Here is a 25,133-nt window from a genome sequence, read left to right on the forward strand (position 1 = left end):
TCGTACATCACTGACAAAGGGGCGGTCCCGCTACAGCGGGGCCGCCCCTTTTTCGTGTTTGCTGGAGGGCATGCCTACCTTCGCGTCGTTCGACGGGCTCCAGCTGAGCTACACCGTGTGGGAGGGCGAAGGGCGTCCGGTGCTGTTGCAACACGGCTTCGCCGCCGACACGAACGCCAACTGGATCGCGCCCGGCGTCGTCGCCACCCTGCAGCAGGCGGGGCTGACCGTGATCGGCCTCGACGCGCGCGGGCACGGCCGGTCGGCGAAGCCGCACGACGAGGCGAGCTACGGCGACGACGCGATGGTCCGCGACGTGTCCACGTTGCTCGACGTACTGGGCCTCGACGAGGTGGCGATGGTCGGCTACTCCATGGGCGCGATGATCGCGCTCGGCGCGGTGGCAGCCGACCCGCGGATCCGCTGCCTCGCGATCGGCGGGGTCGGCTCGGGAATCGTCGACTTCGGCGGCGTAGACACGCGAGTCGTCACGCCGGAGGCGATCAGCGAGGCACTGCTCGCTTCGGACCCTTCGACGCTTGCGCCGTCTTCAGCGCCTTTCCGGGCTCTGGCCGACGCTCTCCGCGCGGACCGTGTCGCTCTGGCGGCCGTCGCGCGCGGGACCGCGAATCCGAAACTGGACCTGACGGCGATCGCCGTCCCGACCCTGGTCCTCGCCGGAGACAACGACCCGCTGGCGGCCGAACCCGAACGCCTGGCCGCCGCCATCGCGGGCGCCCGCCTCGTCCGCGTCCCCGGCGATCACATGACCGCCGTCATGCACCCCGGCTTCGGCTCCGCCCTCACCGGCTTCCTGACTTCGCACGACCTCTGACCCACGTCGCCTTTAGCGGGCTAATCGCGCTCCGGCCCGTGTCGACTTTCGCCCCCTAATCGCGATCTGAGGCGCCTCGCCTTTAGCGGGCTAAACGCGATCTGAGGGGAAGAAGCCCAGGTCAGTTGCCGGTCGGGGGAGCGGGGCAGGGCTCGGGGGAGTTCGCGTGCCCGGTGATCAGCCACTGGCCCATCTCGACTTCCTGAAGGGTGAAGCTACCCAGCAGGGGCCCGCCGCGGATGTTGTACCAGCACGAGTGGATCGTCAGGTTCTGCCGCGGGACCACGCTCGACATCGGGCGTACCGCGTAGATGTACGGCGTGATGTCGGTGACCTTGGCGTTCAGGGCCGGGACGGCGGTGGCGCAGTCCGGGTAGCCGAGGTCGCGGGCGAACTGGGCCTGCGCCTGCTCGCTCATCGACAGGCAGACCTTCTCGACCCGGGTGGCGGGCGGGTACGGCTTGCCGATCGTGTCGTAGATGGCCCGCACCGCCTCCCACGGGTTGGTCGAAAGCACCTGGTTGGTGTGGTGCTTGCCCCCGCCACCCTGGACGAACGTCGCGGTGTCCTGTCCGGCGTCGCTGGGGAAGATCTGCCGGTAGGCGATGGTGGCCCCGATGCAGATCAGCAGGATCACGATCACCCAGGCGAGCAGCTTTCCGCCGAGACGTCGCAGCCAACGCGGCAGGCGCGGTCGAGGAGCATGGACGAGCTCGCCGGGCGGCGGTCCCGGAGGCCCTGGAACTTGCCCACCGTAGTGCTGGGTCACAGGCTGCGCGGGCTGCGACGGCACGAGGCCCTGCTGCTGTGCCTCGGTGAACTTCAGATAGTCCTGGAACTGCTGAAACTGCTGGAACTGGCGCAGTTGCTCCTCGTCCAACCGAGGCGCGGGCTGACCTCCCGCCTTGGGCTCGATGTCCGTGCCGGGCTCGTTGCCCGGCTTTCCGTCATCACGCTGCTCCGCCACGTCACCATGATGCCCCGCGAGCCCTCCTGTGCACTCCGCCGGTCGCGTTTAGCCCGCTAAACGCGACTTCAGAGGGGGTGCGTCGAGGGGCGAAAAGGGGTCACGTATTCTTGTCAAGGTTCTACCGAAGACCGCTGGTCTTCTCCTGGTCATCTGGCCTGGAGAACGAAGGCCCCGCTAGGGCGGGCGACCCGCGCAGGAGGAACGAGGCTCGCCCGCGACGTATCCCGTCGCGTGCCCTGACGCCCCGCGCCTGTCTGCGCTGGGGCGTTTCGTCGTTTCAGGGCTCTCAAGGCCAGTGGATCACTAGCCAAGAGAGGAGGCGACCATGGCGAAGCCCGACAAGGAGGCGGCCGTCGCCGAGATCGCGGAGAGCTTCCGCAGCAGCTCGGCCACAGTCGTTACCCAGTACACCGGCCTCTCCGTGTCCCAGCTGTCCCAGCTGCGCCGCGCTCTCGGCACCAGTGCCAAGTACCGGGTCGCGAAGAACACCCTCGTCAAGCGTGCCGCCACGGACGCGGGCATCGAGGGCCTTGAAGACCTGTTCGTCGGCCCGACCGCCATCGCCTTCGTCGAAGGTGAAGCTGTTGACGCCGCGAAGGCGCTTCGCGACTTCGCGAAGGACAACAACGCGCTTGTGATCAAGGGCGGCTTCATGGACGGCAAGACGCTGTCCGTGGACGAGATCAACCAGATCGCCGATCTCGACAGCCGTGAGGTCCTGCTCGCCAAGGCGGCGGGCGCGTTCAAGGCGAAGCTGTCCCAGGCCGCCGCGCTGTTCCAGGCGCCGGCGTCCCAGGTCGCTCGCCTGGCTGCCGCGCTGGAGGACAAGCAGCGCAACGCCGGTACCGAAGCAGCCGAAGCACCCGCCGAGAGCTGAACACCCCCCACCCCGAACTTTTAGTTCGTTTCAGAGAGGAAAGCCACCATGGCGAAGCTGAGCACCACCGAGCTGATCGACGCCTTCAAGGAGCTCACCCTTCTTGAGCTGTCCGAGTTCGTCAAGGAATTCGAGACCACCTTCGACGTGACCGCGGCCGCCCCGGCTGCCGTCGTCGCCGCCGGCCCGGTGGGCGCTGCCCCGGCCGCCGCCGAGGAGCAGGACGAGTTCGACGTCGTCCTCGAGTCGGCCGGCGAGAAGAAGATCCAGGTCATCAAGGTCGTCCGTGAGGTCGTCTCGGGCCTGGGCCTGAAGGAGGCCAAGGAGCTGGTCGAGGCCGCTCCCAAGGCCCTCCTGGAGAAGGTCGACAAGGAGGCCGCCGAGGCCGCCAAGGAGAAGCTCGAGGCTGCTGGCGCCAAGATCACCATCAAGTGATCCCGGGCGCGTCAGCGCCTAACGCAGCACCGCCGAAGGGGCGGGCATCCACCACGGATGCCCGCCCCTTCGCTGTCTCCAGCCCCGCCCCGTGTCGACTTTCGCCCCCTAATCGCGACGCGTAGCCACGCTAAGTACCTGAGTGCGCTCAGGGCACCGGATCGCGTTTAGCCCGCTAAAGGCGACACGAGGCGGCGCCCGGCGGCTGGGAGCGGTACCCCCGCTGACCTGCGTTTCGCCCCCTAATCGCGACGCGGGCAGCGCCCCGACCTGGGCAGGGACCGAGTTGTGGATCTGCGCGCGAGGGTGACGTGCACTACGGTGCTGCAAGCGGTGCACGGGCCGACAGCGGGCTGCGCGAAAAGTTATCCGCGGGTCTGGCCAGAAAAGAAAACTGGTGAGTAACCTGTTCGCACTCAGCTCGTTGCACCTGGTTGACGCGGGTATCGCTGCGCGGACGCGTGCGCTCTCTCGAGCCAGTGGGACGGGAAGGCAGTGCGCGACGACGCGGAACAGCTCCTGGAGGTGCGATGGGTGCCGAGGTGGTCATCGAAGGTCTTTCGAAGTCCTTCGGTAAGCAGGCCATCTGGCGGGACGTCACGCTGACCCTGCCTCCGGGCGAGGTCTCGGCGATGCTCGGTCCGTCCGGAACCGGTAAGTCCGTCTTTCTGAAGTCGATGATCGGTCTGCTCAAGCCGGACCGGGGCCGTTGCATGATCAACGGCGTCGACATCGTGACGTGCTCCGAACACCAGCTTTACGAGGTGCGCAAGCTCTTCGGCGTCCTCTTCCAGGACGGCGCGCTGTTCGGGTCGATGAACCTCTACGACAACGTCGCCTTCCCTCTGCGCGAGCACACGAAGAAGTCGGAGACCGAGGTCCGCCGGATCGTCCTCGAGAAGCTCGAGATGACCGGTCTCAACGGCGCCGACAAGAAGCTGCCCGGCGAGATCTCCGGCGGTATGCGCAAGCGCGCCGGTCTCGCCCGCGCCCTGGTGCTCGACCCGCAGATCATCCTGGTCGACGAGCCGGACTCGGGTCTCGACCCGGTCCGCACCACCTACATCTCGCAGCTCTTCCTGGACGTCAACGCGCAGATCGACGCGACGTTCCTGATCGTCACGCACAACATCAACCTCGCCCGCACCGTCCCGGACAACCTGGGCATGCTCTTCCGCAAGGAACTGGTCATGTTCGGCCCGCGCGAGGTGCTGCTGACCAGCGAGGAGCCGGTCGTCAAGCAGTTCCTCAACGGCAAGATGGACGGCCCCATCGGCATGAGCGAGGAGAAGGACTCCGCCCAGCTCGCCGCCGAGCGCGCCATGTTCGAGGCCGGTCACCACGCGGGCGGTGTCGAGGACGTCTCCGGGGTGCCGCCGCAGATGCAGCCCACCCCGGGTGTGCCGACCCGGATGGGCGCGGTCCGCCGCAAGGACCGCGTCATGCAGATCCTGCACGGCCTGCCGCCCGAGGCGCAGCAGAGCATCATCGAGTCGCTTTCCCCGGAGGAGCAGCAGCGCTACGGCGTTCGTCCGCAGCGGCTCGCGGCCGCGGGCCACCGGTCGGCACCTGCCGAAAGCTCGATCCCGAACCACCATCAGGGCCAGCTGCCCGACGATCAGGTCGCCCACCTCCCGCATCCCGGGAGAGCGGGCAACCACCGCTTGCGGCCACAAGATCCGGGGTCAGGTGGCGCGTGAGCTCTTCCGCTTCATCGGCGAAGATTCCCGGGATCGGCATGTTGCGCGAGACCGGGAACCTGTTCGCTCTCGGCCTCGACATCGTTCGTGGCATCTTCCAGCGCCCGTTCCAGCTGCGGGAGTTCATCCAGCAGGCCTGGTTCATCGCCAGCGTCACGATCCTCCCGACGGCGCTCGTCGCGATCCCGTTCGGCGCGGTCATCTCGCTGCAGTTCGGTTCACTCGCCCGCCAGCTCGGCGCCCAGTCCTACACGGGCGCCGGGTCGGTGCTCGCCACCGTGCAGCAGGCCAGTCCGCTGGTCACCGCGCTGCTGGTCGCGGGTGCCGGCGGTAGCGCCGTCTGCGCCGACATCGGCGCGCGGACGATCCGTGAAGAGATCGACGCGATGGAGGTGCTGGGCGTTTCCGCGGTCCAGCGCCTGATCGTGCCGCGCGTCCTCGCGATGATGCTGGTGGCGCTCCTGCTCAACGGCATGGTCAGCGTCATCGGCGTGCTCGGCGGTTACTTCTTCAACGTCGTCCTCCAGGGCGGGACGCCGGGCGCGTACCTGGCGAGCTTCTCCGCGCTGGCCCAGCTTCCCGACCTCTGGGTCGGCGAACTGAAGGCGCTGATCTTCGGCTTCATCGCCGCTGTCGTCGCCTCCTACCGGGGACTGAACCCGTCCGGCGGCCCGAAGGGCGTCGGTGACGCGGTGAACCAGTCGGTCGTCATCACGTTCCTCATGCTGTTCGTGGTGAACTTCGTGATCACGCTGATCTACCTGCAGATCGTGCCCGGAAAGCTGGACTGACGCATGACCTTCCTCCAGGGCGCCAAGCGGGTCGCCAACCGTCCTTTGCAGACTCTGGACACGCTCGGCGACCAGATGTCGTTCTACGGCCGCGCGTTGCTGTGGACGCCGCGGACGTTGCGCCGCTATATGAAAGAGGTCCTTCGGCTGCTTGCCGAGGTGAGCTTCGGTTCCGGCTCGCTCGCGGTCATCGGCGGCACGGTCGGTGTGATGGTCGGCCTGACCCTGTTCACCGGTGTGCTCGTGGGCCTGCAGGGCTATTCGGCGCTGAACTCGATCGGCACCTCGGCCTTCACCGGCTTCCTCACCGCGTTCTTCAACACCCGGGAGATCGCGCCGCTGGTCGCGGGTCTCGCGCTTTCGGCGACGGTCGGCGCCGGGTTCACCGCCCAGCTGGGCGCGATGCGGATCTCGGAGGAGATCGACGCGCTCGAGGTGATGGGTGTCCCGAGCCTGCCGTATCTGGTGACCACGCGGATCATCGCCGGTTTCGTCGCGGTCATCCCGCTGTACGTGATCGGGCTGCTGAGTTCGTATCTCGCGTCCCGGTTGGTCGTTATCTACATCTACAACCAGTCAGCGGGTACCTACGACCATTACTTCGACCTGTTCCTACCTCCACAGGATGTGTTGTATTCGTTCATCAAGGTGCTGTTGTTCAGCGTCTTGATCATCCTGTCCCATTGTTATTTCGGTTACCGGGCCTCCGGTGGCCCCGCCGGTGTCGGTGTGGCCGTCGGCAAGGCGGTCCGGCTGAGCATCGTCACGGTGTCCATCATGAACTTCTTCATCGGTTTCGCGATCTGGGGAACCGACGTCACGGTGAGGATCGCAGGATGATCGCGACTTTGCGACGCAGGCTTCTCGGCCTGCTTTTGGTCGCCGTGATCGTCGGCGGTGTGGCGCTGAGCATCGCGCTGTATGAAAAGGCCTTCACGCCGGTGGTGAGTGTGAAGCTTCAATCGGACAGTATCGGGAACCAGTTGCTGAAACAGTCCGATGTGAAGGTCCGCGGTCTCATCGTGGGTTCGGTGCAGGACATCGCCGCGACGCCGGACGGTGCCGAACTCACGCTCGCGCTTAAGCCCGAATCGGCGAAACTGATCCCGCAGAACGTTTCGGCGCGATTCCTGCCGAAGACGTTGTTCGGTGAGCGGTTCGTCTCCCTCGAAATCCCGGACGCGCCGTCGACGCGGACGATCGCCGAGGGCGACGTGATCACCCAGGACCGCACGTCCAGCGCGGTCGAACTGGAGCAGGCTTTCGCCCACCTGATGCCGGTGCTGCAGGCGGTCCAGCCGCAGAAGCTGTCGAGCACGCTTTCGGCGATCTCGACCGCGCTCAACGGCCGCGGCGACCAGCTCGGCGACACCCTCGCGCAGCTCGGCAGCTACGTCGGCGAGCTGAACCCGCACGAGCCGCAGCTCCAGCAGAACCTCAAGGAGCTCGCGAAGTTCTCGGACAACTTCAGCGCAGTCGCCCCGGATCTGGTGCAGACGCTGGACAACCTGAGCACCACCACGCGCACCGTCGTCGACCAGAAGCTGAACCTGGCGAATCTCTACGGCAGCGTCACCCAGGCCTCGTTGGACCTGCAGACCTTCCTGCGGAACAACGCCGACAACCTGATCCGGTTCGCCGACACGGCCCGCCCGACGGCGGAACTGCTGGCGAAGTACTCGCCGGAGTACCCGTGCGTGATCGGGCAGATGGCCGACAACCTGCCGAAGATCGACAAGGCCCTCGGCAAGGGCACGAACCGGCCCGGTCTGCACGCGACCATCGAGGTCACCGTCAACCGCGGCCCGTACCTGCCGGGCAAGGACGAGCCGAGGTTCGAGGACAAACGCGGTCCGCGCTGCTACGACCTGAAGCAGTTCCCGGACCCGTTCCCGCAGTATCCGCCGGACGGCCCGATCAAGGACGGCAGCACGGTCAAGGCGCCCGCCCGGTCGGCCAACGACGGTCTCTCGCCGTCCAACGGCTTCGCGAACTACGGCGGCTACAACGGCAACGGCGGCGGCGCGCCCGCTGGTAGCCCGTCGTACAGCGCCTCGGAGTCCGACTTCCTCGCTCAGCTGGTGGCCCCGCAGGTCGGTATGCCCGCCTCGGACATGCCCGGCTGGGGCTCGCTGCTCGTCGGTCCGCTCTACCGCGGAGCGGAGGTGCACGTCCAGTGAGGGGATTGCTCGCACCGCTGATCAAGCTCTGCGTCTTCGTCGTGGTCACCGTGCTGTTCACGACGATCCTCGGGATCAGCATCGCCAACATCAACACCACCAGCACGAACGCCTACAAGGCGCGCTTCAGTGACGCGACCCTGTTGCTGCCCAACGACGACGTCCGCATCGCGGGTGTCAGGGTCGGGCAGGTCAAGGACGTCCGCATCGTCGACCGGCGCCAGGCGGAGGTCGAGTTCGAAGTGGATGCCGGCCGCAAGCTGCCCGCCGGGGTGACCGCCCAGATCAAGTTCCGCAACCTGGTCGGCCAGCGCTACGTCTCGCTCGGGCAGGGCACCGACTCCTCCGGCAAGAACCTGGAGCCCGGTGGCAACATCCCGCTCGAGCGGACCACGCCCGCGCTCGACCTGACGCAGCTGTTCAACGGGTTCAAGCCCTTGTTCACCGCGCTCAACCCGGACGACATCAACAAGCTGTCCTACGAGGTCATCCAGGTCCTGCAGGGCGAGGGCGGCACGATCGAAAGCCTGCTGCAGCACACCGCGTCGCTGGCGACCACGATCTCCGACAAGGACCAGGTGATCGGTGAGGTCATCGACAACCTGAACTCGGTGCTCGACACGGTCAACGCGCATACGCCGCAGCTGAACGACCTGATCGTCAAACTGCAGCAGCTGGTCTCCGGGCTGGCCGCGGACCGCGAGCCGATCGGTGACGCCATCGACTCGCTCGGCACCCTCGCGCAGACGACGTCCGGCCTGCTCGGTGAGGCCCGCGAGCCGCTGAAGCAGGACATCGCCGCGCTCGGCACGCTGTCGAAGAACCTCAACGACAGCCAGCCGATCGTCGAGCACTTCATCCAGTTCCTGCCGCAGAAGGTGACGGCGCTGACCCGCACCGCCGACTACGGCTCCTGGTTCAACTTCTTCGCCTGTGAAATGACAGGAGCCGTCGCCCTGCCTCCGCTGATCAACGAACCGATCAACCTGCCGCTGCTGCCGGTGAACCGGGCGAGGTGCACGGCATGAAGTCGTTCCAGAAACGCAATCCGGTCCCGATCGCGCTGGTCGGCATCTCGGTGCTGCTGCTCGGTTTCCTCGCCGCGCTCAACTCCGACGACCTGCCGGTGATCGGCGGCGGGACCACCTACAGCGCGGACTTCTCCGAGACCTCGGGTCTGCAGAAGGACAACGACGTCCGCGTCGCCGGGGTGAAGGTCGGCAAGGTCTCCGAAATCAAGCTCGACGGAGACAAGGTCCGGATCTCCTTCAAGGTCAAGGACGCCTGGCTCGGCGACAAGACCAGCGCGGCGATCAAGATCAAGACCGTGCTCGGCCAGAAGTACCTGGCGCTCGACCCGCAAGGGCAGCGCACGCTCGACCCGAGCGCGACCATCCCGCGTGAGCGCACGATGTCGCCGTTCGACGTACTCGACGCCTTCCGCGGGCTTTCGCAGACGGTGGACAACATCGACACCGCCCAGCTGGCCAAGAGCTTCGACGTCATCTCGGAGACCTTCGCCGACACCCCGGCCGACGTGAGGGGCGCCCTCACCGGCCTCTCGCGCCTCTCGGACACGATCGCTTCACGGGACTCGCAGCTGGCGAACCTCCTCGCCAACACGCGGCAGGTCTCGCAGACGCTCGTCGACCGCGACGCCGAGTTCCAGAAGCTCCTGGCCGACGGCAACAAGCTGCTCGGCGAGGTGTCCCGCCGCAAGGAGGCGATCTCCGCGCTGCTGGACGGCTCGCGCAACCTCGCCACCCAGCTCAAGGGCCTGGTCGACGACAACGACGCGCAGCTCGACCCGGTGCTCACCCAGCTCGACCAGCTGACCTCGATGCTGCAGCGCAACCAGGACGCCCTCGGCCAGGGCATCGCGCGGTTCGCGCCGTTCATCCGGGTGTTCACCAACACCATCGGCAACGGGCGCTGGTTCGACAACTACATCTGCGGCCTGGTCCTGCCGTCGTTCGGCCCGATCAACGACAAGGGGTGCTACGAGAAATGAGTACCCGTCTCGGAGACAGCCTCGCCCGGGGCCTCACCATCGCGATCGTGCTCGCGCTGGTGGTCGCCGGCGCGCTGTGGTGGACGCTCAAGGACGCCGGCCGCAACCATCTGACCGCCTATTTCGCCGGCGCCGTCGGTCTGTACGAGGGCAACAGCGTCCGGATGCTCGGCGTCGACATGGGCACGGTCACCAAGATCCAGCCGATGGGCAACCAGGTCCGCGTCGAACTCGAGTACGACCGTTCGGTGGCGGTGCCCGCGGACGCGAAGGCGATCATCGTGTCGCCGTCGCTGGTCAGCGACCGCTATGTGCAGCTGGCCCCGGCCTACAAGGGCGGCCCGCGCATCGACGACGGCGCCGTCATCGGCCTCGACCGCACCGAGGTCCCGCTGGAGGTCGACGAACTCGCCGCCAGCCTCTCGCGGGTCAGCAAGTCGCTCGGCCCCAACGGCGCCAACAAGAACGGTTCGCTGTCGAACCTGCTCGACACCGCCGCGAAGAACTTCGACGGCAACGGGCAGGCGCTGCACGACACGATCACCAAACTCGGCCAGGCGGCCGGCACGTTGTCCGGGAACAAGGATGACCTGTTCAAGACCGTCGAGAACCTCGGCTCCTTCTCGCAGACGCTGGTGAACAGCGACAAGCAGGTCCGCGACTTCGAGCGGCAGCTCGCCGACGTCAGCGGTTTCCTGGCGGGGGAGCGGGAGAACCTCGCGGCCACGGTGAAACAGCTGTCCGACACGCTCACCGCGGTGCAGGCGTTCATCGAGAAGAACCGCGACCGGCTCAAGTCCAATGTGGACAAGCTGGCCAGTGTGACCAAGGTGCTCGTCGACCAGCGCGGCGCGCTCGCCGAGATCCTCGACGTCGCCCCGGTCGGCCTCGGGAACCTGGTCAACACCTACAACGCGTCGTCGGGCACGCTCGACGCGCGGGCCAACCTCAACGAGCTCACCCAGCCGCCGCTGGTGATGGTGTGCAACCTGCTGAAGCAGACCCCGGACGCGCTCGACGCGCTCGGTGACGCGTGCAAGGGGATCGCCGGGCTGGTCGACGGGCTGGTGCCGTTGCCGTCGATCGCGCAGGTGATCCAGTCGTCGCAGGCGGGCCAGCTGCCGCCGCTTCCGCTGCCCATCGCCGGTCAGCTCTATGGAACGGCGGCGAAGTGATGCGGAAACTTGCTCTGGTGGCCTGTGGAACCGTCGCCGCGCTGACGTTGAGCGGGTGCGGCTTCAGCGGGATCTACGACATCCCGCTGCCCGGTGGCGCCGAACTCGGCGACCACCCGTACACGGTCAAGGTGCAGTTCCGGGACGTGCTCGACCTGACCCCGCAGGCCGGGGTGAAGGTCAACGAGGTGTCCATCGGCCGGGTCGAGGCGATCGGGCTGACCCCGGACGGCTGGAACGCCGAGGTCACCCTCCGGGTCAACGGCGACGTGAAACTCCCCGCGAACGCGCTCGCCAACGTCAGGCAGTCGAGCCTGCTCGGTGAGAAGTACGTCGAGCTGGCCGCGCCGTCGGACGGTCAGGGCAAACTCGCCGACAACGCGGTCATCCCGCTGGCACGGACGAACCGCAGCGTCGAGGTCGAAGAGCTGCTCGGCGCGCTTTCGCTGCTGCTCAACGGCGGCGGGGTGGAGCAGCTCAACACCATCACCAAGGAACTCAACAACGCCACGAGCGGCCGTTCGCCGGAACTCAAGGCGTTGCTGAACAACACCAACCAGCTGGTGACCAACCTGGACAAGCAGTCCGCGAACATCACGCGGGCACTCGACGGGCTGAACCGGCTTTCACTCACGCTGAACGGCCAGAAGGACAAGCTGGTCGGCGCGGTCGACAACCTCGGCCCCGGACTCGGCGTGCTGGAGCAGCAGCGCGGCCAGCTGGTGACCATGCTGAACGCGCTCAACAACCTTTCCGGCGTCGCCGTCGACACGGTGAACAAGAGCAAGGACGATCTCGTGGCCGACCTCAAGGCGCTGCAGCCGACGCTGCAGAAGCTCGGTGAGGCGGGCTCGGATCTGCCCAAGGCGCTGGAGATCCTGTTGACCTTCCCGTTCAGTGACGCCGCGTACGACGGCGTCAAGGGCGACTACTTCAACCTGTTCGCGAAGATCGACCTGAACCTGAACGAGATCCTCAAGAACCTCGGCCGCAGCCGTCAGAACCCGCTCCAGGACGTCGTCCCGGTGCCAGGGCTGACCGGCGGCACCGAGGGGGCGGGCGTGAACCCGCCGCTGCCGATCCCGGACAGCGTCGGGGGCGTCGCCGGCAGTCAGGCGGGCGCGCCACAGGGCGGCGGACAGCCGCAACAGACCGGACCCGCCGGGATCTTCGGCCTGCTGTCGGGAGGTGCGGGCTGATGCTGGTCCGGAGGACGAAGATCCAGTTGGTCCTGTTCGTGATCATCTCCGTGGTCGCCATCGTGTACGCGCTGATCCGGTTCGCCGGGCTCGGCTCGGTCTTCGGCGACGAGGGCTACACGGTGAAGCTCGAACTCAAGCAGTCGGGCGGCATCTTCCAGAACGCCGAGGTCACCTACCGCGGCTTCAACATCGGCCGCGTCGGCGAACTGCGCCTGACCAAGACCGGGCTGGAGGCCGACCTCAACATCGCGCCCGACGCCCCGCAGGTGCCCGCCGATCTGGACGCCGTGGTCGCGAACCGGTCCGCGGTCGGCGAGCAGTTCGTCGACCTGCGGCCCAAGGGTGAGAACGGGCCCTTCCTGCGGCCGGGTTCGGTCATCCCGGCGGACAAGGTCAAGACCCCGGTGCCCACCGAACAGCTCATCGGCGACCTCGACAGCCTCGCGGCGTCGGTGCCGACCGATTCGCTGCGCAAGGTCGTCGACGAGTCGTACAACGCCTTCAACGGCACCGGCCCGGATCTGCAGCGGCTGCTCGACACCGCGCGCAGCTTCACCACGACCGCGCAGGAGTACCTGCCGCAGACGATCCAGCTGCTCGAAAAGGGCGGGCAGGTGCTCGAAACGCAGAACGACATGGCGAGCTCCATGAAGTCGTTCAGCGCGGACCTCAACAAACTGTCGGGCCAGCTGAAGAACTCCGACGCCGACATCCGCAGGCTGATCGGGATCACCCCGCAGGTGGCGACCCAGATCAGCGAGGTGCTGGCGGAATCGGGGCCGGGGCTGGGCGCGCTCACCGCGAACCTGCTCACGACGTCGAACCTGCTCGTGACGCGGCTCGACGGGCTCGAGCAGGGGCTGGTGACCTACCCGATGCTCGCGGCGGGCGCCAACACCGTCGCCAACGACGGCACCGCGCACCTGGGCCTCGCGCTCAACCTGTTCAACCCGCCGTCGTGCACCAAGGGCTATATCGGCCTAGACAAGTACCGCGAGGGCACCGACACGACGCCGCGCGCGCCGAAGGACGACGCGTACTGCGCCGAGCCGAAGGGCAGCCCGATCAACGTGCGCGGTTCGCAGAACGTGCCGTACAACGGGGTCCCGCAGATCCCGTCGCAGGGCGACGTCGCCGCGAACGCCGGACGGTCGGCCGAGGAGCTGGCCAACCTGCGCGCGGCGCAGGGCATGCCGAGTGTCCTGCAGGGCCCTGGGGTCAGCCTGGCCAGCCTCGGCGCCTTGCTGGGACTGCCCGGCTGAGCCCCAGACCGTATACCTACCCTGGAGTGTCATGAGTTCTTCTCGATCGTGGACCTCGCCGCGAACGCTGGTGCTGGGCGCCGCGGCGTTCGCGCTGGCCGCCCTGCTCGCCGCGGGCCTGTTCGGGATCCAGTGGGCGGTGGCGGCCGCGGACGACAACGCCGACCTGGCGCGGACGCGGGATGACGTGGTCAAGGCCGGCGGCACCGCGATCAAGGCCTACACCGAGGTCGATTTCGAAGACCTCGACGGGTACTTCGCCAAACAGAAAGCCGTCTCCGACAAGAAGATGACGGACGAGCTGATCCAGCTGGAGCCGAGCTACCGCAAGGCGCTCGGCGAGGCGAAGACCAAGGTCGTGACCACCATCCAGGACATCGCGGTGGAAGAACTCGACGACCACGAGGGCAAGACGAGCTTCCTCGCCGCCATCTCGACACAGGTCACCCAGGGCGACAAGGTGATCTCCAAGCCGATGCGCCTGGAGGTCTCGATGACCAGGGTCGGCGAGGAGTGGAAGGTCTCCGGGATCAGCAACGTGCCCCTCGTCGCGGCCGGTCAGTAAGAGCGTCACCTAGAACGGAGCCACGTAGTGCCCCCCTCCCGCCGCCAGCCCCCTCGCAGCACTCCGCCGGTGCGCCGCCCCCGGGTGGCCGGTCTGCGCCGGCCCGGCGCGTCTCCGGTCAGCGAGGCGCCTGCTCCCGAGGTCGACGAGACGCCGGCGACGAAACCGGCACCGGTCCGCCGTCCCTCGCCGCGGCCCGCTCCGCGTCCGGCTCCGGCTGTCGAGCCTTCAAAGCCCGCTGCTGAGGCTTCGGAGGCCCCTGTAGAGGTCGATGAGGCTCCTGAGGCTGTCGAGGCTCCTGAGAGTGCTGAGCCCGCTGAAGACGAGGTCGTCGCGAAGCCGAGTCCGCGTGCGAAGGCTCGTGCGGCGGCCCGGGCGAAGCCGGACGACATCGAAGAGGCCGAAGCCGAAGTCGCCGCTGAAGCGGACTCCGACGCCGAGAAGCCGAAGAAGCCAGGATCCCGGCAGCTGATCTTGGCGGGCGCGCTGGTCATCGTCGGACTGCTGCTGGCCGCGGCCGCGGTGCTCTTCAAGATCCAGGCCGACGAGGTGACCAGCTCGACGGAGAACACCGCGCTACTGGACGTCGCGAAGACCTCGCAGGTCAAGGACCAGGTCACGAAGGCGACCGAGGCACTGTTCTCGTACGACTACAACAACATCGCGAAGACCGAGACGGCGGCGAACGACCTGCTGGTCAACGACGAGGTGCGGGCGAAGTACAACCTGCTGATGGGCGAGGTCAAACGGCTGGCCCCGCAGCAGAAGATGGTCGTGACCTGCAAGGTCACCCGCAGCGCCGTCATCCGGCTGGAGGGTGATCGGGCCGACGTGATGGTGTTCGTCGACCAGAGCTCGACGCGGGCCGACACGAACAAGACCACCGCCGGGACCGCGCAGCTGCACTTGAACGCGGAGCTGCAGGGCGACACGTGGAGGATCACGGCGATGAACACCTACTCCGCTCCGCCCAACCCCACCGCTTCCTCGGCCCCCGCCGCACCCCCCGCCTCCCCGGCCCCGAGCAAGTAGCCCGGACTTGCGTTTAGCCCCCTAATCGCGATCCGCCACTCCGCTCAGGCCGGGGCCCCGGTCTCGCGTTTAGCCCGCTAATCGCGATCCGCCGCTCGGGTCGGGTGGTGCCTGGGGACTTGCGTTTCGCCGCCTAATCGCGATCCGCCACTCCGCTCAGGCCGGGGCCCCGGTCTCGCGTTTAGCCCGCTAAACGCGATCTGGGCGCAGCCTGCCGTACCCCGATCCGAGGCGCTCCGAGTCGACGTTCGCGGGCTAATCGTGACGCGCCGCCGCGCTGACCTGGGCGTGGCCGGCGAGCGGTCAGAGGCCGCGCGACCGCAGCTTGAAGCGGGTCTTCCTCGCCTTCTTTGCCATCGTGCGGTCCGGATGCGCAGCGGCGACGACGTCCAGCAGCTCCAGCATGGCGGGGTGACCGGAGCCCGTCAGCAGGTCGACGATGTCGAACCCGCCGTCCATCTCGGCGAGTTGGTGCACGAAGGCGCCTAGCTCGTTCATGGCCGCGTAGTGATCGGCCATCCCGATGAGGACCTCGTCGCGGCTGACCGATTCGCGATCGATCGCGCCACGCTCCGCCAGCCACATCGTCGCGACCGCGCCGGGCAGGCCGCCCTCCGCGCGGATCTCGGCGGCGGTGGCGAGACCGGTCTCGCCGGTCTCGCCGAGCGCGATCAAGGAGAACAGCCGTTCGGACGGGGTGGCCGCCACCCGGAGGAACTCGCCGGCCTCGGTCGTCGCCTCGAGGGGTGACCGGCGCCGAGCCCAGGCTTTGAGCTCCGCGTCGATGACTTCCGGCGTGGCTTGGGGAAGGTGTGAACACAGGTTGACGAGGCTCTGGCCCGCGGCTTCACCGGCGATCGGCGCGGTCACCCCGGCCTCGCGGAGCTCCCGGTTGGTCGCCCAGACCGCGAGCGAGCTCAGTCCGATCAGCGTGGGGTCCGGATCCGGGTTGTTGGCGATTTCGGCGAGCTTGGCGAGGGCGGCGGGGTCCGTCACGGTGGAGCGCTGGATCGCACCGAGCCGGTCCATCGGCTCCAGCAGCACGGTCGTCGCGTAGCGGAGTGAAGGACTCGGCGCCGGAGAGCGCTCGAACATCCCCGAGAGAAACCCGAGGGCGAGCTCGGCGGGAAGTGGGATTTCGCCCGACTGGTACAGCGTGAACGCGAGCGCCGAAGCCAGCTGAGGGAACCGTATTTCGGGGCCGACGGACTCTTCGTCCGCCAGGGCGTGCCCTGCCGCGCCGACCGTCGAAAAGGCTCGTTCCCACAGGGCGAGGGGGTCACTGAGGAGCTTCGCGTTCTTCTTGACCGGTACGTGGGCGCCCTTGAGGACGCGGACGAGCCCGCAAGCCTCGGCCCAGCGAGCGACCAGGGTGTCTCCGGGGCCGCTGTGCCCGTCCAGGCCTGCGACGTACTGGCGGAGTTCCTTCAGCACTGGACTTCGCTCGGCGGCGAGGCACAGTTCGGCCTCTGGCCGCATGACGACAGGTGACATCGCTGGCGTGGTGTCCGGCTCCGGCCCGTCCTCGCGCGTCTGGAACATCGCCCTAGTCTGTCATCGGCCACCCACACGCGTTCAGCCGCTAAACGCGTGTCGCGATTAGCCCGCTAAAGGCGCTCCGGAGGGCTTCCTGTGTCTCGTCCCAGGCGGCTCACCGGTCACAACGGTCACACGGCCGGAGCCGCGGCGGTCACCTTCCCTGCCCTCTGACGCCCGACCTGGTGACTCTCCGAAGCAGCCGCCGGGCGGATCACGATAAGCCCGCGAAACGCAGGTCGGCGCGCCAACGCCGTCACCTGCGGGAACCGGACGGTAACCAGGACAAGCGTCTTGTTCGTCACCCTCCGCGTGACCTCTTCAACGCTGCGCCAACCGGCGGGACCACCGCGCGGCATCTTGACTACGAGCCCGCGTGGGGTCACGCTTACTGGCAACGGCGAGAACCGGCGGTGCCCTTGCGGGAGGGACGGCCCGGGGAAGCCGAGGAGAGGCATACCTGAAGACGTTGCGATGCAGGCTGGGCCCCATCAGGAGCGCCCCCTGGACAGACCGCGACGTTCGGGCTAGACTGCTTCTTTGCGCTGCCCTCTTTCAGGCTGCCCGGAGCCGGTAGTTAGGATAGTGGGCACACGGCACCCTTGACAGACCGCATCAGCTGTTGCTGACGCGGCTGCTCACCGCTCATTGTCCCCGGAAGGACGCATCTTGGCAGTCTCTCCCGCGAACCAGGCCACTGCTGCGACCACCTCGGCTGTATCTCGCTCGGAGTCCACGGGAATCCCGGGAGCCCCCAAGCGGGTCTCCTTCGCAAAGATTCGCGAGCCGCTCAACACCCCGAACCTGCTCGACGTGCAGATCAGGTCATTCGAATGGTTCACCGGCGACGAGGCGTGGTTCGAACGCCGCGTCGAAGAAGGTGAAGAAAACCCGGTCGGTGGCCTGGAAGAGGTCCTCAACGAGATCTCGCCGATCGAGGACTTCTCCGGATCCATGTCGCTGTCCTTCTCCGACCCGCGCTTCGACGAGGTCAAGGCCTCCGTCGAGGAGTGCAAGGACAAGGACATGACGTACGCGGCCCCGCTGTTCGTGACCGCCGAGTTCGTGAACAACAACACCGGCGAGATCAAGAGCCAGACGGTCTTCATGGGCGACTTCCCGGTGATGACCGACAAGGGCACCTTCGTCATCAACGGCACCGAGCGTGTCGTCGTGTCCCAGCTGGTCCGTTCGCCTGGTGTGTACTTCGACACCAGCGTCGACAAGACCACGGACAAGGACGTCTTCAACGTCCGCGTCATCCCGAGCCGGGGTGCCTGGCTCGAGTTCGACGTCGACAAGCGCGACACCGTCGGCGTCCGCATCGACCGTAAGCGCCGCCAGCCGGTGACCGTGCTGCTGAAGGCGCTCGGCTGGACCACCGAGGCGATCCGCGAGCGCTTCTCCTTCTCCGAGACGCTGCTCGCCACCCTCGAGAAGGACCACACCGCCGGCACCGACGAGGCGCTGCTCGACATCTACCGCAAGCTGCGCCCGGGCGAACCGCCCACGAAGGAGAGCGCGCAGACTCTGCTGGAGAACCTGTTCTTCAAGCCGAAGCGCTACGACCTCGCCAAGGTCGGCCGGTACAAGCTGAACAAGAAGCTCGGCCTCACCACGCCGTACGACACCGGGACGCTGACCGAAGAGGACATCGTCTCGACGATCGAGTACCTGGTCCGGCTGCACGCCGGCGAGGACAAGGCGACCGTCGGCGACCAGGTCATCCCGGTCGAGACCGACGACATCGACCACTTCGGCAACCGTCGTCTCCGCACCGTCGGCGAGCTCATCCAGAACCAGATCCGCGTCGGTCTGTCCCGGATGGAGCGTGTCGTCCGCGAGCGGATGACCACCCAGGACGTCGAGGCGATCACGCCGCAGACCCTGATCAACATCCGTCCCGTCGTGGCGGCGATCAAGGAGTTCTTCGGTACTTCGCAGCTGTCGCAGTTCATGGACCAGAACAACCCGCTGTCGGGGCTGACGCACAAGCGTCGTCTGTCCGCGCTCGGCCCGGGTGGTCTGTCGCGTGAGCGCGCCGGCATGGAGGTCCGTGACGTCCACCCGTCGCACTACGGCCGCATGTGCCCGATCGAGACGCCGGAAGGCCCGAACATCGGCCTGATCGGCTCGCTCTGCTCGTACGCGCGGGTCAACCCGTTCGGTTTCATCGAGACCCCGTACCGCAAGGTCGTCGAGGGCCGGGTCACCGACCAGGTCGACTACCTCACCGCGGACGAGGAAGACCGTTTCGTGAAGGCGCAGGCGAACGCGCCGATCTCGGAAGACGGCACCTTCGTCGAAGACCGCGTCCTGGTCCGTAAGAAGGGCGGCGAGGTCGAGCTGATCGACCCGCTGGACGTGGACTACATGGACGTCTCGCCGCGACAGATGGTCTCGGTCGCGACGGCGATGATCCCGTTCCTCGAGCACGACGACGCGAACCGCGCGCTGATGGGCGCGAACATGCAGCGTCAGGCCGTGCCGCTGCTCCGCAACCAGGCGCCGTACGTCGGCACCGGTGTGGAGCTGCGTGCCGCGGTGGACGCCGGTGACGTGCTCGTCGCCGAGCAGTCCGGTGTCGTCGAGGAGCTCTCGGCCGACCTGATCACGATCATGCACGACGACGGCACGCGGAAGAGCTACGGACTGTACAAGTTCCGTCGCTCGAACCACGGCACCTGCTTCAACCACCGCCCGATCGTCAACGAGGGCGACCGGGTCGAGCAGGGTCAGGTCATCGCCGACGGCCCGTCCACCGAGAACGGTGAGATGGCGCTCGGCAAGAACCTGCTCGTCGCGGTCATGCCGTGGGAGGGCCACAACTACGAGGACGCGATCATCCTCTCGGAGCGCCTGGTGCAGGACGACGTGCTCACGTCGATCCACATCGAGGAGCACGAGATCGACGCCCGCGACACCAAGCTGGGCGCCGAGGAGATCACGCGGGACATCCCGAACGTCTCCGAAGAGGTCCTGGCCGACCTCGACGAGCGCGGCATCATCCGGATCGGTGCCGAGGTCCGCGACGGCGACATCCTGGTCGGCAAGGTCACGCCCAAGGGTGAGACCGAGCTGACCCCGGAAGAGCGTCTGCTCCGCGCGATCTTCGGCGAGAAGGCCCGTGAGGTCCGCGACACCTCGCTGAAGGTGCCGCACGGCGAGACCGGCAAGGTCATCGGCATCCGCGTGTTCTCGCGCGAGGACGACGACGAGCTGCCTCCGGGCGTCAACGAACTGGTCCGCGTCTACGTGGCCCAGAAGCGGAAGATCCAGCCGGGCGACAAGCTCGCCGGCCGCCACGGGAACAAGGGTGTCATCGGCAAGATCCTCCCCGTCGAGGACATGCCGTTCATGGAGGACGGCACGCCCGTCGACATCATCCTGAACACCCACGGTGTCCCGCGTCGTATGAACATCGGCCAGGTACTGGAACTCCACCTGGGCTGGCTGGCTTCGCAGGGTTGGAAGATCGAAGGCAACCCGGACTGGGCGAAGAACCTCAACGAGGAGCTCTACGACGTCGACCCCGGCACGAACACCGCCACCCCGGTGTTCGACGGTGCCAAGGAAGACGAGCTGACCGGTCTGCTCGGTGCCACCAAGCCGAACCGCGACGGTGAGCGCATGGTGAAGCAGAACGGCAAGGCCACGCTGCTGGACGGCCGCTCCGGCGAGCCGTACCCGTACCCGGTCGCGGTCGGCTACATGTACATCCTGAAGCTGCACCACCTGGTCGACGACAAGATCCACGCCCGGTCCACCGGTCCGTACTCGATGATCACGCAGCAGCCGCTGGGTGGTAAGGCGCAGTTCGGTGGCCAGCGCTTCGGTGAGATGGAGTGCTGGGCGATGCAGGCGTATGGCGCCGCCTACACCCTGCAGGAGCTGCTGACGATCAAGTCGGACGACGTGGTCGGCCGCGTGAAGGTGTACGAGGCCATCGTCAAGGGGGAGAACATCCCCGAGCCGGGTATCCCGGAGTCGTTCAAGGTGCTCCTGAAGGAGCTCCAGTCGCTTTGCCTCAACGTCGAGGTGCTGTCGAGCGACGGCGCCGCGATCGAGATGCGCGACTCCGACGACGAGGACCTCGAGCGTGCCGCGGCGAACCTCGGCATCAACCTGTCCCGCAACGAGTCGCCCTCGGTGGACGACGTCGTGCACTGACGGCTGTCCGAGGCGGGGCCTGCCTCCCGTGGGCCCCGCCTCGACCGCCAACCCCTCTAGTCGACTCAACCCCAAGGGGATGCAAAGACGTGCTGGACGTCAACTTCTTCGATGAGCTCCGCATCGGCCTCGCTACCGCCGACGACATTCGTCAGTGGTCCTTCGGCGAGGTCAAGAAGCCGGAGACCATCAACTACCGGACGCTCAAGCCCGAGAAGGACGGCCTCTTCTGCGAGAAGATCTTCGGCCCGACCCGGGACTGGGAATGCTACTGCGGTAAGTACAAGCGGGTCCGCTTCAAGGGCATCATCTGCGAGCGCTGTGGCGTCGAGGTCACTCGCGCCAAGGTGCGCCGTGAGCGGATGGGCCACATCGAGCTGGCCGCTCCCGTCACCCACATCTGGTACTTCAAGGGTGTTCCTTCCCGCCTCGGCTACCTGCTCGACCTGGCGCCGAAGGACCTCGAGAAGATCATCTACTTCGCGGCCTACGTGATCACCGGCGTGAACACCGAGCTGCGGCACAACGACCTGCCGACGCTGGAGAACGAGATCGGCGTCGAGCGCAAGAACCTCGAGACCAAGCGTGACGCGGACATCGAGGCACGGGCGCAGAAGCTGGAAGCCGACCTGGCCGAGCTGGAGGCGGAGGGCGCCAAGTCCGACGTCCGCCGCAAGGTCAAGGAGGGCGGCGAGCGTGAGATGCGCCAGATCCGTGACCGCGCCGGTCGCGAGCTGGACCGTCTCGAGGAGGTCTGGACGACCTTCACCAAGCTCGACGTGCGTCAGCTGATCGCCGACGAGCTGCTCTACCGCGAGCTCGTCGACCGCTACGGCGAGTACTTCACCGGCGGCATGGGCGCGGAGGCCATCCAGAAGCTGGCCACCGAGTTCGACGTCGCGGCCGAGGCCGACAACCTGCGCGACACCATCCGCAACGGCAAGGGGCAGAAGAAGCTCCGCGCACTGAAGCGGCTCAAGGTCGTCGCGGCTTTCCAGGCCACCGGCAACGACCCGCGCGGCATGGTGCTCGACGCCGTCCCGGTGATCCCGCCGGACCTGCGCCCGATGGTCCAGCTCGACGGTGGCCGGTTCGCCACCTCCGACCTGAACGACCTCTACCGCCGGGTCATCAACCGCAACAACCGGTTGAAGCGGCTCATCGACCTCGGCGCCCCTGAGATCATCGTCAACAACGAGAAGCGGATGCTGCAGGAGGCCGTCGACGCGCTGTTCGACAACGGCCGCCGCGGCCGCCCGGTCACCGGTCCCGGTAACCGCCCGCTGAAGTCGCTGTCCGACCTGCTCAAGGGCAAGCAGGGCCGGTTCCGTCAGAACCTGCTCGGCAAGCGTGTCGACTACTCCGGCCGTTCGGTCATCATCGTCGGTCCGCAGCTGAAGCTGCACCAGTGCGGTCTGCCGAAGGACATGGCGCTCGAGCTGTTCAAGCCGTTCGTCATGAAGCGGCTGGTCGACCTGAACCACGCGCAGAACATCAAGTCCGCCAAGCGGATGGTGGAGCGCTCGCGCCCGCAGGTGTGGGACGTGCTCGAAGAGGTCATCACCGGCCACCCGGTGATGCTGAACCGTGCGCCGACCCTGCACCGCCTCGGTATCCAGGCCTTCGAGCCGCAGCTGGTCGAAGGCAAGGCCATCCAGCTGCACCCGCTGGTCTGTGAAGCGTTCAACGCGGACTTCGACGGTGACCAGATGGCCGTGCACCTCCCGCTGTCCGCGGAGGCGCAGGCCGAGGCCCGCATCCTGATGCTGTCGGCGAACAACATCCTTTCGCCGGCGTCGGGCCGTCCGCTCGCCATGCCGCGACTGGACATGGTGACGGGTCTGTTCCACCTGACCCGCCTGACCGAGAACGCCGTGGGTGCCGGCAACGCGTACTCCTCGCCCGCCGAAGCGATCATGGCGTACGACCTCAAGGCGCTGAGCCTGCACGCCCCGGTCAAGATCCGCATCGTCGACCGTCAGCCCGCCAAGGCCGACGAAGCGGCGCTCGCGGAGAAGGGCTGGGAGCCGGGCAAGGCCTGGCTGGCCGAGACCACCCTGGGCCGCGTGCTGTTCAACGAGCTGCTGCCGGCGGACTACCCGTTCATCAACGAGCCGATGCCGAAGAAGCGTCAGGCCCTGATCGTGAACGACCTCGCCGAGCGCTACTCGATGACGCAGGTCGCGCAGACCCTGGACCGCCTGAAGGACGCCGGTTTCTACTGGGCGACCCGTTCGGGTGTCACGGTCGCGATCTCCGACGTCCTCGTCCCGACCGGCAAGAAGGCCATTCTGGACGAGTACGAAGGCAAGGCCGACCAGGTCGAGAAGCGGTACCAGCGTGGTCAGCTGTCGCACGCCGAGCGCAACAACGAGCTCGTCAAGGTGTGGACGCAGGCCACCGAAGAGGTCCACAAGATCATGGAGACGGCGCTGCCGGACGACAACCCGATCGCGATGATCGTGAAGTCGGGCGCGGCGGGCAACATGACGCAGGTCCGGTCGCTGGCCGGTATGCGTGGTCTGGTGTCGAACCCGAAGGGTGAGTACATCCCGCGTCCGATCAAGGCCAACTTCCGTGAAGGCCTGTCGGTGGCGGAGTACTTCATCGCGACGCACGGTGCCCGTAAGGGTCTGGCGGACACGGCGCTCCGTACCGCCGACTCGGGTTACCTGACCCGTCGTCTGGTGGACGTGTCGCAGGACGTCATCGTCCGCGAGATCGACTGTGGCACCACCCGCGGTATCAACATGCCGATCGGTGAAGACATCGGCGACGGCAAGGTCCTGCGCGACCAGCACGTCGAGACCAGCGTGTACGCGCGGAACCTGGCGACCGACGCGGTCGACGCCAAGGGCAACGTCGTGCTCAACGCCGGTGACGACATCGGTGACCCGGCGATCGACAAGCTCATCTCGAGCGGGATCGCCAAGGTCAAGGTGCGTTCGGTGCTGACCTGCGAGTCGGCCGTCGGTATCTGCGCCACCTGCTACGGCCGGTCCATGGCGACCGGTCAGCTCGTCGACGTCGGCGAGGCCGTGGGTATCGTCGCGGCCCAGTCGATCGGTGAGCCGGGTACGCAGCTGACGATGCGTACGTTCCACCAGGGTGGTGTCGCCGGTGACGACATCACGACCGGTCTGCCCCGTGTCCAGGAGCTTTTCGAGGCCCGGGTCCCGAAGGGCAAGGCGCCGATCGCCGACGTCGATGGCCGTGTGCGCATCGAGGAGAGCGAGCGGTTCTGGAAGATCACGCTGATCCCGGACGACGGCAGCGAAGAGATCGTCTTCGACAAGCTGTCCAAGCGTCAGCGGCTCGCGAACACCCCGAGCGGCCCGCTGGGCGACGGTGACCGCGTGTCGGTCGGCCAGCAGCTGCTCGAAGGCACCCCGGACCCGCACGAGGTCCTGCGGGTCATGGGGCCGCGCGAGGCGCAGATGCACCTGGTGGACGAGGTCCAGAAGGTGTACCGGGCGCAGGGTGTGTCGATCCACGACAAGCACATCGAGGTCATCGTCCGGCAGATGCTCCGCCGGGTGACGATCATCGACTCCGGTGCCACGGACTTCCTGCCGGGCGAGCTGCCCGAGCGGACCAAGTTCGAGGCGAAGAACCGTGCGTCGGTCGCCGAGGGTGGCGAGCCGGCTTCGGGTCGTCCGGTGCTGATGGGGATCACGAAGGCCTCGCTGACCACGGACTCGTGGCTGTCGGCGGCCTCGTTCCAGGAGACCACGCGTGTCCTGACCGACGCGGCCATCAACGGCCGCTCGGACAAGCTCGTGGGCCTCAAGGAGAACGTGATCATCGGTAAGCTGATCCCGGCCGGTACCGGGATCAACAAGTACCGCAACATCCAGGTGCAGCCGACCGAGGAGGCGCGGGTCGCCGCTTACGCGATCCCGTCCTACGACGACGGCTACTACACTCCGGATGTCTTCGGCTCCTCCACCCCGGGTGCCGCGGTGCCGCTGGACGATTACGACTTCGGCCGCGACTTCCGCTGATCCACCTAGCTCCACCCGAAGCGCCCCTGGCTCCCGGCCAGGGGCGCTTCGCTTTTCCCTCACTTCGCTCTCGCCACCCCCGCCTCCGCTCCGCCCCGACTCGCGTTTAGCCCGCTAAACGCGACCCGCTGCTCCGGCTCTGCCTCCCGTCCCGCTCCCTGCCCCACTCGCGTTTAGCGAGCTAAACGCGACCCGGTGGGCGAGGACGAGCACTTGCGTTTAGCGGGCTAAACGCGATCTGGTGGGGGGCGCAGGTCAAGGGGTATCGCGCGACGGGGGAACGCGCTGACTTCTGCGGTCGGGAGCTTCTCGGGCCCACCGAGCGCGCGGGACCGCTCGGAAGTTCCCGGTAGTTCATAACGAAGATATAACGCCCTCCGGTCGGACG

18 protein-coding genes are annotated in these 25,133 nt (G+C 67.2%); 16 read left to right on the plus strand and 2 right to left on the minus strand.

Annotated elements, in window-relative coordinates; genetic code table 11:
* Positions 1 to 70: 70 nt before the first annotated feature.
* Positions 71 to 835, plus strand: a complete 765-nt coding sequence (locus ACZ7KI_RS03280) for an alpha/beta fold hydrolase (protein ID WP_470271611.1) — start codon at positions 71 to 73, stop codon at positions 833 to 835.
* 121 nt (positions 836 to 956) lie between these two features.
* Here the strand turns inward: ACZ7KI_RS03280 and ACZ7KI_RS03285 are convergent, their stop codons facing one another.
* Complete coding sequence (locus tag ACZ7KI_RS03285; protein WP_470271612.1) at positions 957 to 1,802, minus strand: hypothetical protein; 846 nt, start codon at positions 1,800 to 1,802, stop codon at positions 957 to 959.
* 328 nt (positions 1,803 to 2,130) lie between these two features.
* Between ACZ7KI_RS03285 and rplJ the strand changes: the two genes are divergently transcribed.
* The 13 genes from rplJ to ACZ7KI_RS03350 all read left to right on the plus strand — a co-directional run bounded on the left by rplJ (position 2,131) and on the right by ACZ7KI_RS03350 (position 15,035).
* Entirely contained in the window at positions 2,131 to 2,682 is a 552-nt protein-coding gene (rplJ, locus tag ACZ7KI_RS03290; protein WP_061979982.1) for a 50S ribosomal protein L10, read from the plus strand.
* A gap of 48 nt (positions 2,683 to 2,730) precedes the next feature.
* Positions 2,731 to 3,117 (plus strand): 50S ribosomal protein L7/L12, encoded by a 387-nt coding sequence (gene rplL / locus ACZ7KI_RS03295; protein ID WP_125788795.1) that lies wholly within the window; start codon positions 2,731 to 2,733, stop codon positions 3,115 to 3,117.
* A 530-nt stretch (positions 3,118 to 3,647) separates the two neighbouring features.
* Positions 3,648 to 4,817, plus strand: coding sequence for an ABC transporter ATP-binding protein (locus ACZ7KI_RS03300; RefSeq protein WP_470271613.1), 1,170 nt, complete (start codon positions 3,648 to 3,650; stop codon positions 4,815 to 4,817).
* 38 nt (positions 4,818 to 4,855) lie between these two features.
* A complete protein-coding gene (locus ACZ7KI_RS03305; RefSeq protein ID WP_020633292.1) occupies positions 4,856 to 5,608 on the plus strand; it encodes an MlaE family ABC transporter permease in 753 nt (250 codons plus the stop codon).
* Positions 5,609 to 5,611: 3 nt separating this feature from the next.
* A complete protein-coding gene (locus ACZ7KI_RS03310) occupies positions 5,612 to 6,448 on the plus strand; it encodes an MlaE family ABC transporter permease (protein ID WP_037314104.1) in 837 nt (278 codons plus the stop codon).
* The gene (locus ACZ7KI_RS03315) at positions 6,445 to 7,788 is read left to right on the plus strand and encodes an MCE family protein (protein ID WP_470271614.1); all 1,344 of its coding nucleotides are present in this window, start codon (positions 6,445 to 6,447) and stop codon (positions 7,786 to 7,788) included. The genes ACZ7KI_RS03310 and ACZ7KI_RS03315 overlap by 4 nt, the downstream gene beginning before the upstream one ends.
* On the plus strand, positions 7,785 to 8,816 hold the full coding sequence (locus ACZ7KI_RS03320; protein WP_470271615.1) for an MCE family protein: 1,032 nt from the start codon (positions 7,785 to 7,787) through the stop codon (positions 8,814 to 8,816). The genes ACZ7KI_RS03315 and ACZ7KI_RS03320 overlap by 4 nt, the downstream gene beginning before the upstream one ends.
* Complete coding sequence (locus ACZ7KI_RS03325; RefSeq protein ID WP_470271616.1) at positions 8,813 to 9,799, plus strand: MCE family protein; 987 nt, start codon at positions 8,813 to 8,815, stop codon at positions 9,797 to 9,799. The genes ACZ7KI_RS03320 and ACZ7KI_RS03325 overlap by 4 nt, the downstream gene beginning before the upstream one ends.
* Complete coding sequence (locus ACZ7KI_RS03330) at positions 9,796 to 10,974, plus strand: MCE family protein (protein WP_470271617.1); 1,179 nt, start codon at positions 9,796 to 9,798, stop codon at positions 10,972 to 10,974. The genes ACZ7KI_RS03325 and ACZ7KI_RS03330 overlap by 4 nt, the downstream gene beginning before the upstream one ends.
* Complete coding sequence (locus ACZ7KI_RS03335; protein WP_470271618.1) at positions 10,974 to 12,173, plus strand: MCE family protein; 1,200 nt, start codon at positions 10,974 to 10,976, stop codon at positions 12,171 to 12,173. Before ACZ7KI_RS03330 ends, ACZ7KI_RS03335 begins: the two co-directional genes overlap by 1 nt.
* Positions 12,173 to 13,438, plus strand: a complete 1,266-nt coding sequence (locus ACZ7KI_RS03340; RefSeq protein ID WP_470271619.1) for an MCE family protein — start codon at positions 12,173 to 12,175, stop codon at positions 13,436 to 13,438. Before ACZ7KI_RS03335 ends, ACZ7KI_RS03340 begins: the two co-directional genes overlap by 1 nt.
* A gap of 31 nt (positions 13,439 to 13,469) precedes the next feature.
* Entirely contained in the window at positions 13,470 to 14,003 is a 534-nt protein-coding gene (locus ACZ7KI_RS03345) for a hypothetical protein (RefSeq protein WP_470271620.1), read from the plus strand.
* Between the two features lie 84 nt (positions 14,004 to 14,087).
* Entirely contained in the window at positions 14,088 to 15,035 is a 948-nt protein-coding gene (locus ACZ7KI_RS03350) for a hypothetical protein (protein ID WP_470271840.1), read from the plus strand.
* Positions 15,036 to 15,338: 303 nt separating this feature from the next.
* On the opposite strand, the gene ACZ7KI_RS03355 is transcribed toward ACZ7KI_RS03350, so the two are convergent.
* Positions 15,339 to 16,577, minus strand: a complete 1,239-nt coding sequence (locus tag ACZ7KI_RS03355; RefSeq protein WP_470271621.1) for a hypothetical protein — start codon at positions 16,575 to 16,577, stop codon at positions 15,339 to 15,341.
* A gap of 663 nt (positions 16,578 to 17,240) precedes the next feature.
* On the opposite strand from ACZ7KI_RS03355, the gene rpoB reads away from it, so the two are divergent.
* Both rpoB and ACZ7KI_RS03365 read left to right on the plus strand, forming a co-directional pair.
* A complete protein-coding gene (rpoB, locus tag ACZ7KI_RS03360; RefSeq protein WP_465460511.1) occupies positions 17,241 to 20,741 on the plus strand; it encodes a DNA-directed RNA polymerase subunit beta in 3,501 nt (1,166 codons plus the stop codon).
* A gap of 89 nt (positions 20,742 to 20,830) precedes the next feature.
* Entirely contained in the window at positions 20,831 to 24,745 is a 3,915-nt protein-coding gene (locus ACZ7KI_RS03365; RefSeq protein WP_465460512.1) for a DNA-directed RNA polymerase subunit beta', read from the plus strand.
* Positions 24,746 to 25,133: the final 388 nt, after the last annotated feature.

The sequence above is a fragment of the Amycolatopsis sp. NPDC039088 genome (genome assembly GCF_055598845.1).

What these genes read in the sequence shown, in the direction of transcription:
- ACZ7KI_RS03335 (WP_470271618.1), top strand. Translation starts at nt 10,974, where the DNA reads ATGCGGAAACTTGCTCTGGTGGCCTGTGGAACCGTCGCCGCGCTGACG.
- ACZ7KI_RS03310 (WP_037314104.1), top strand. Translation starts at nt 5,612, where the DNA reads ATGACCTTCCTCCAGGGCGCCAAGCGGGTCGCCAACCGTCCTTTGCAG.
- ACZ7KI_RS03355 (WP_470271621.1), bottom strand. Translation starts at nt 16,577, where the DNA reads ATGTTCCAGACGCGCGAGGACGGGCCGGAGCCGGACACCACGCCAGCG.
- rplJ (WP_061979982.1), top strand. Translation starts at nt 2,131, where the DNA reads ATGGCGAAGCCCGACAAGGAGGCGGCCGTCGCCGAGATCGCGGAGAGC.
- ACZ7KI_RS03345 (WP_470271620.1), top strand. Translation starts at nt 13,470, where the DNA reads ATGAGTTCTTCTCGATCGTGGACCTCGCCGCGAACGCTGGTGCTGGGC.
- ACZ7KI_RS03340 (WP_470271619.1), top strand. Translation starts at nt 12,173, where the DNA reads ATGCTGGTCCGGAGGACGAAGATCCAGTTGGTCCTGTTCGTGATCATC.
- ACZ7KI_RS03325 (WP_470271616.1), top strand. Translation starts at nt 8,813, where the DNA reads ATGAAGTCGTTCCAGAAACGCAATCCGGTCCCGATCGCGCTGGTCGGC.
- ACZ7KI_RS03315 (WP_470271614.1), top strand. Translation starts at nt 6,445, where the DNA reads ATGATCGCGACTTTGCGACGCAGGCTTCTCGGCCTGCTTTTGGTCGCC.
- ACZ7KI_RS03305 (WP_020633292.1), top strand. Translation starts at nt 4,856, where the DNA reads ATGTTGCGCGAGACCGGGAACCTGTTCGCTCTCGGCCTCGACATCGTT.
- ACZ7KI_RS03330 (WP_470271617.1), top strand. Translation starts at nt 9,796, where the DNA reads ATGAGTACCCGTCTCGGAGACAGCCTCGCCCGGGGCCTCACCATCGCG.
- rplL (WP_125788795.1), top strand. Translation starts at nt 2,731, where the DNA reads ATGGCGAAGCTGAGCACCACCGAGCTGATCGACGCCTTCAAGGAGCTC.
- ACZ7KI_RS03280 (WP_470271611.1), top strand. Translation starts at nt 71, where the DNA reads ATGCCTACCTTCGCGTCGTTCGACGGGCTCCAGCTGAGCTACACCGTG.
- ACZ7KI_RS03300 (WP_470271613.1), top strand. Translation starts at nt 3,648, where the DNA reads ATGGGTGCCGAGGTGGTCATCGAAGGTCTTTCGAAGTCCTTCGGTAAG.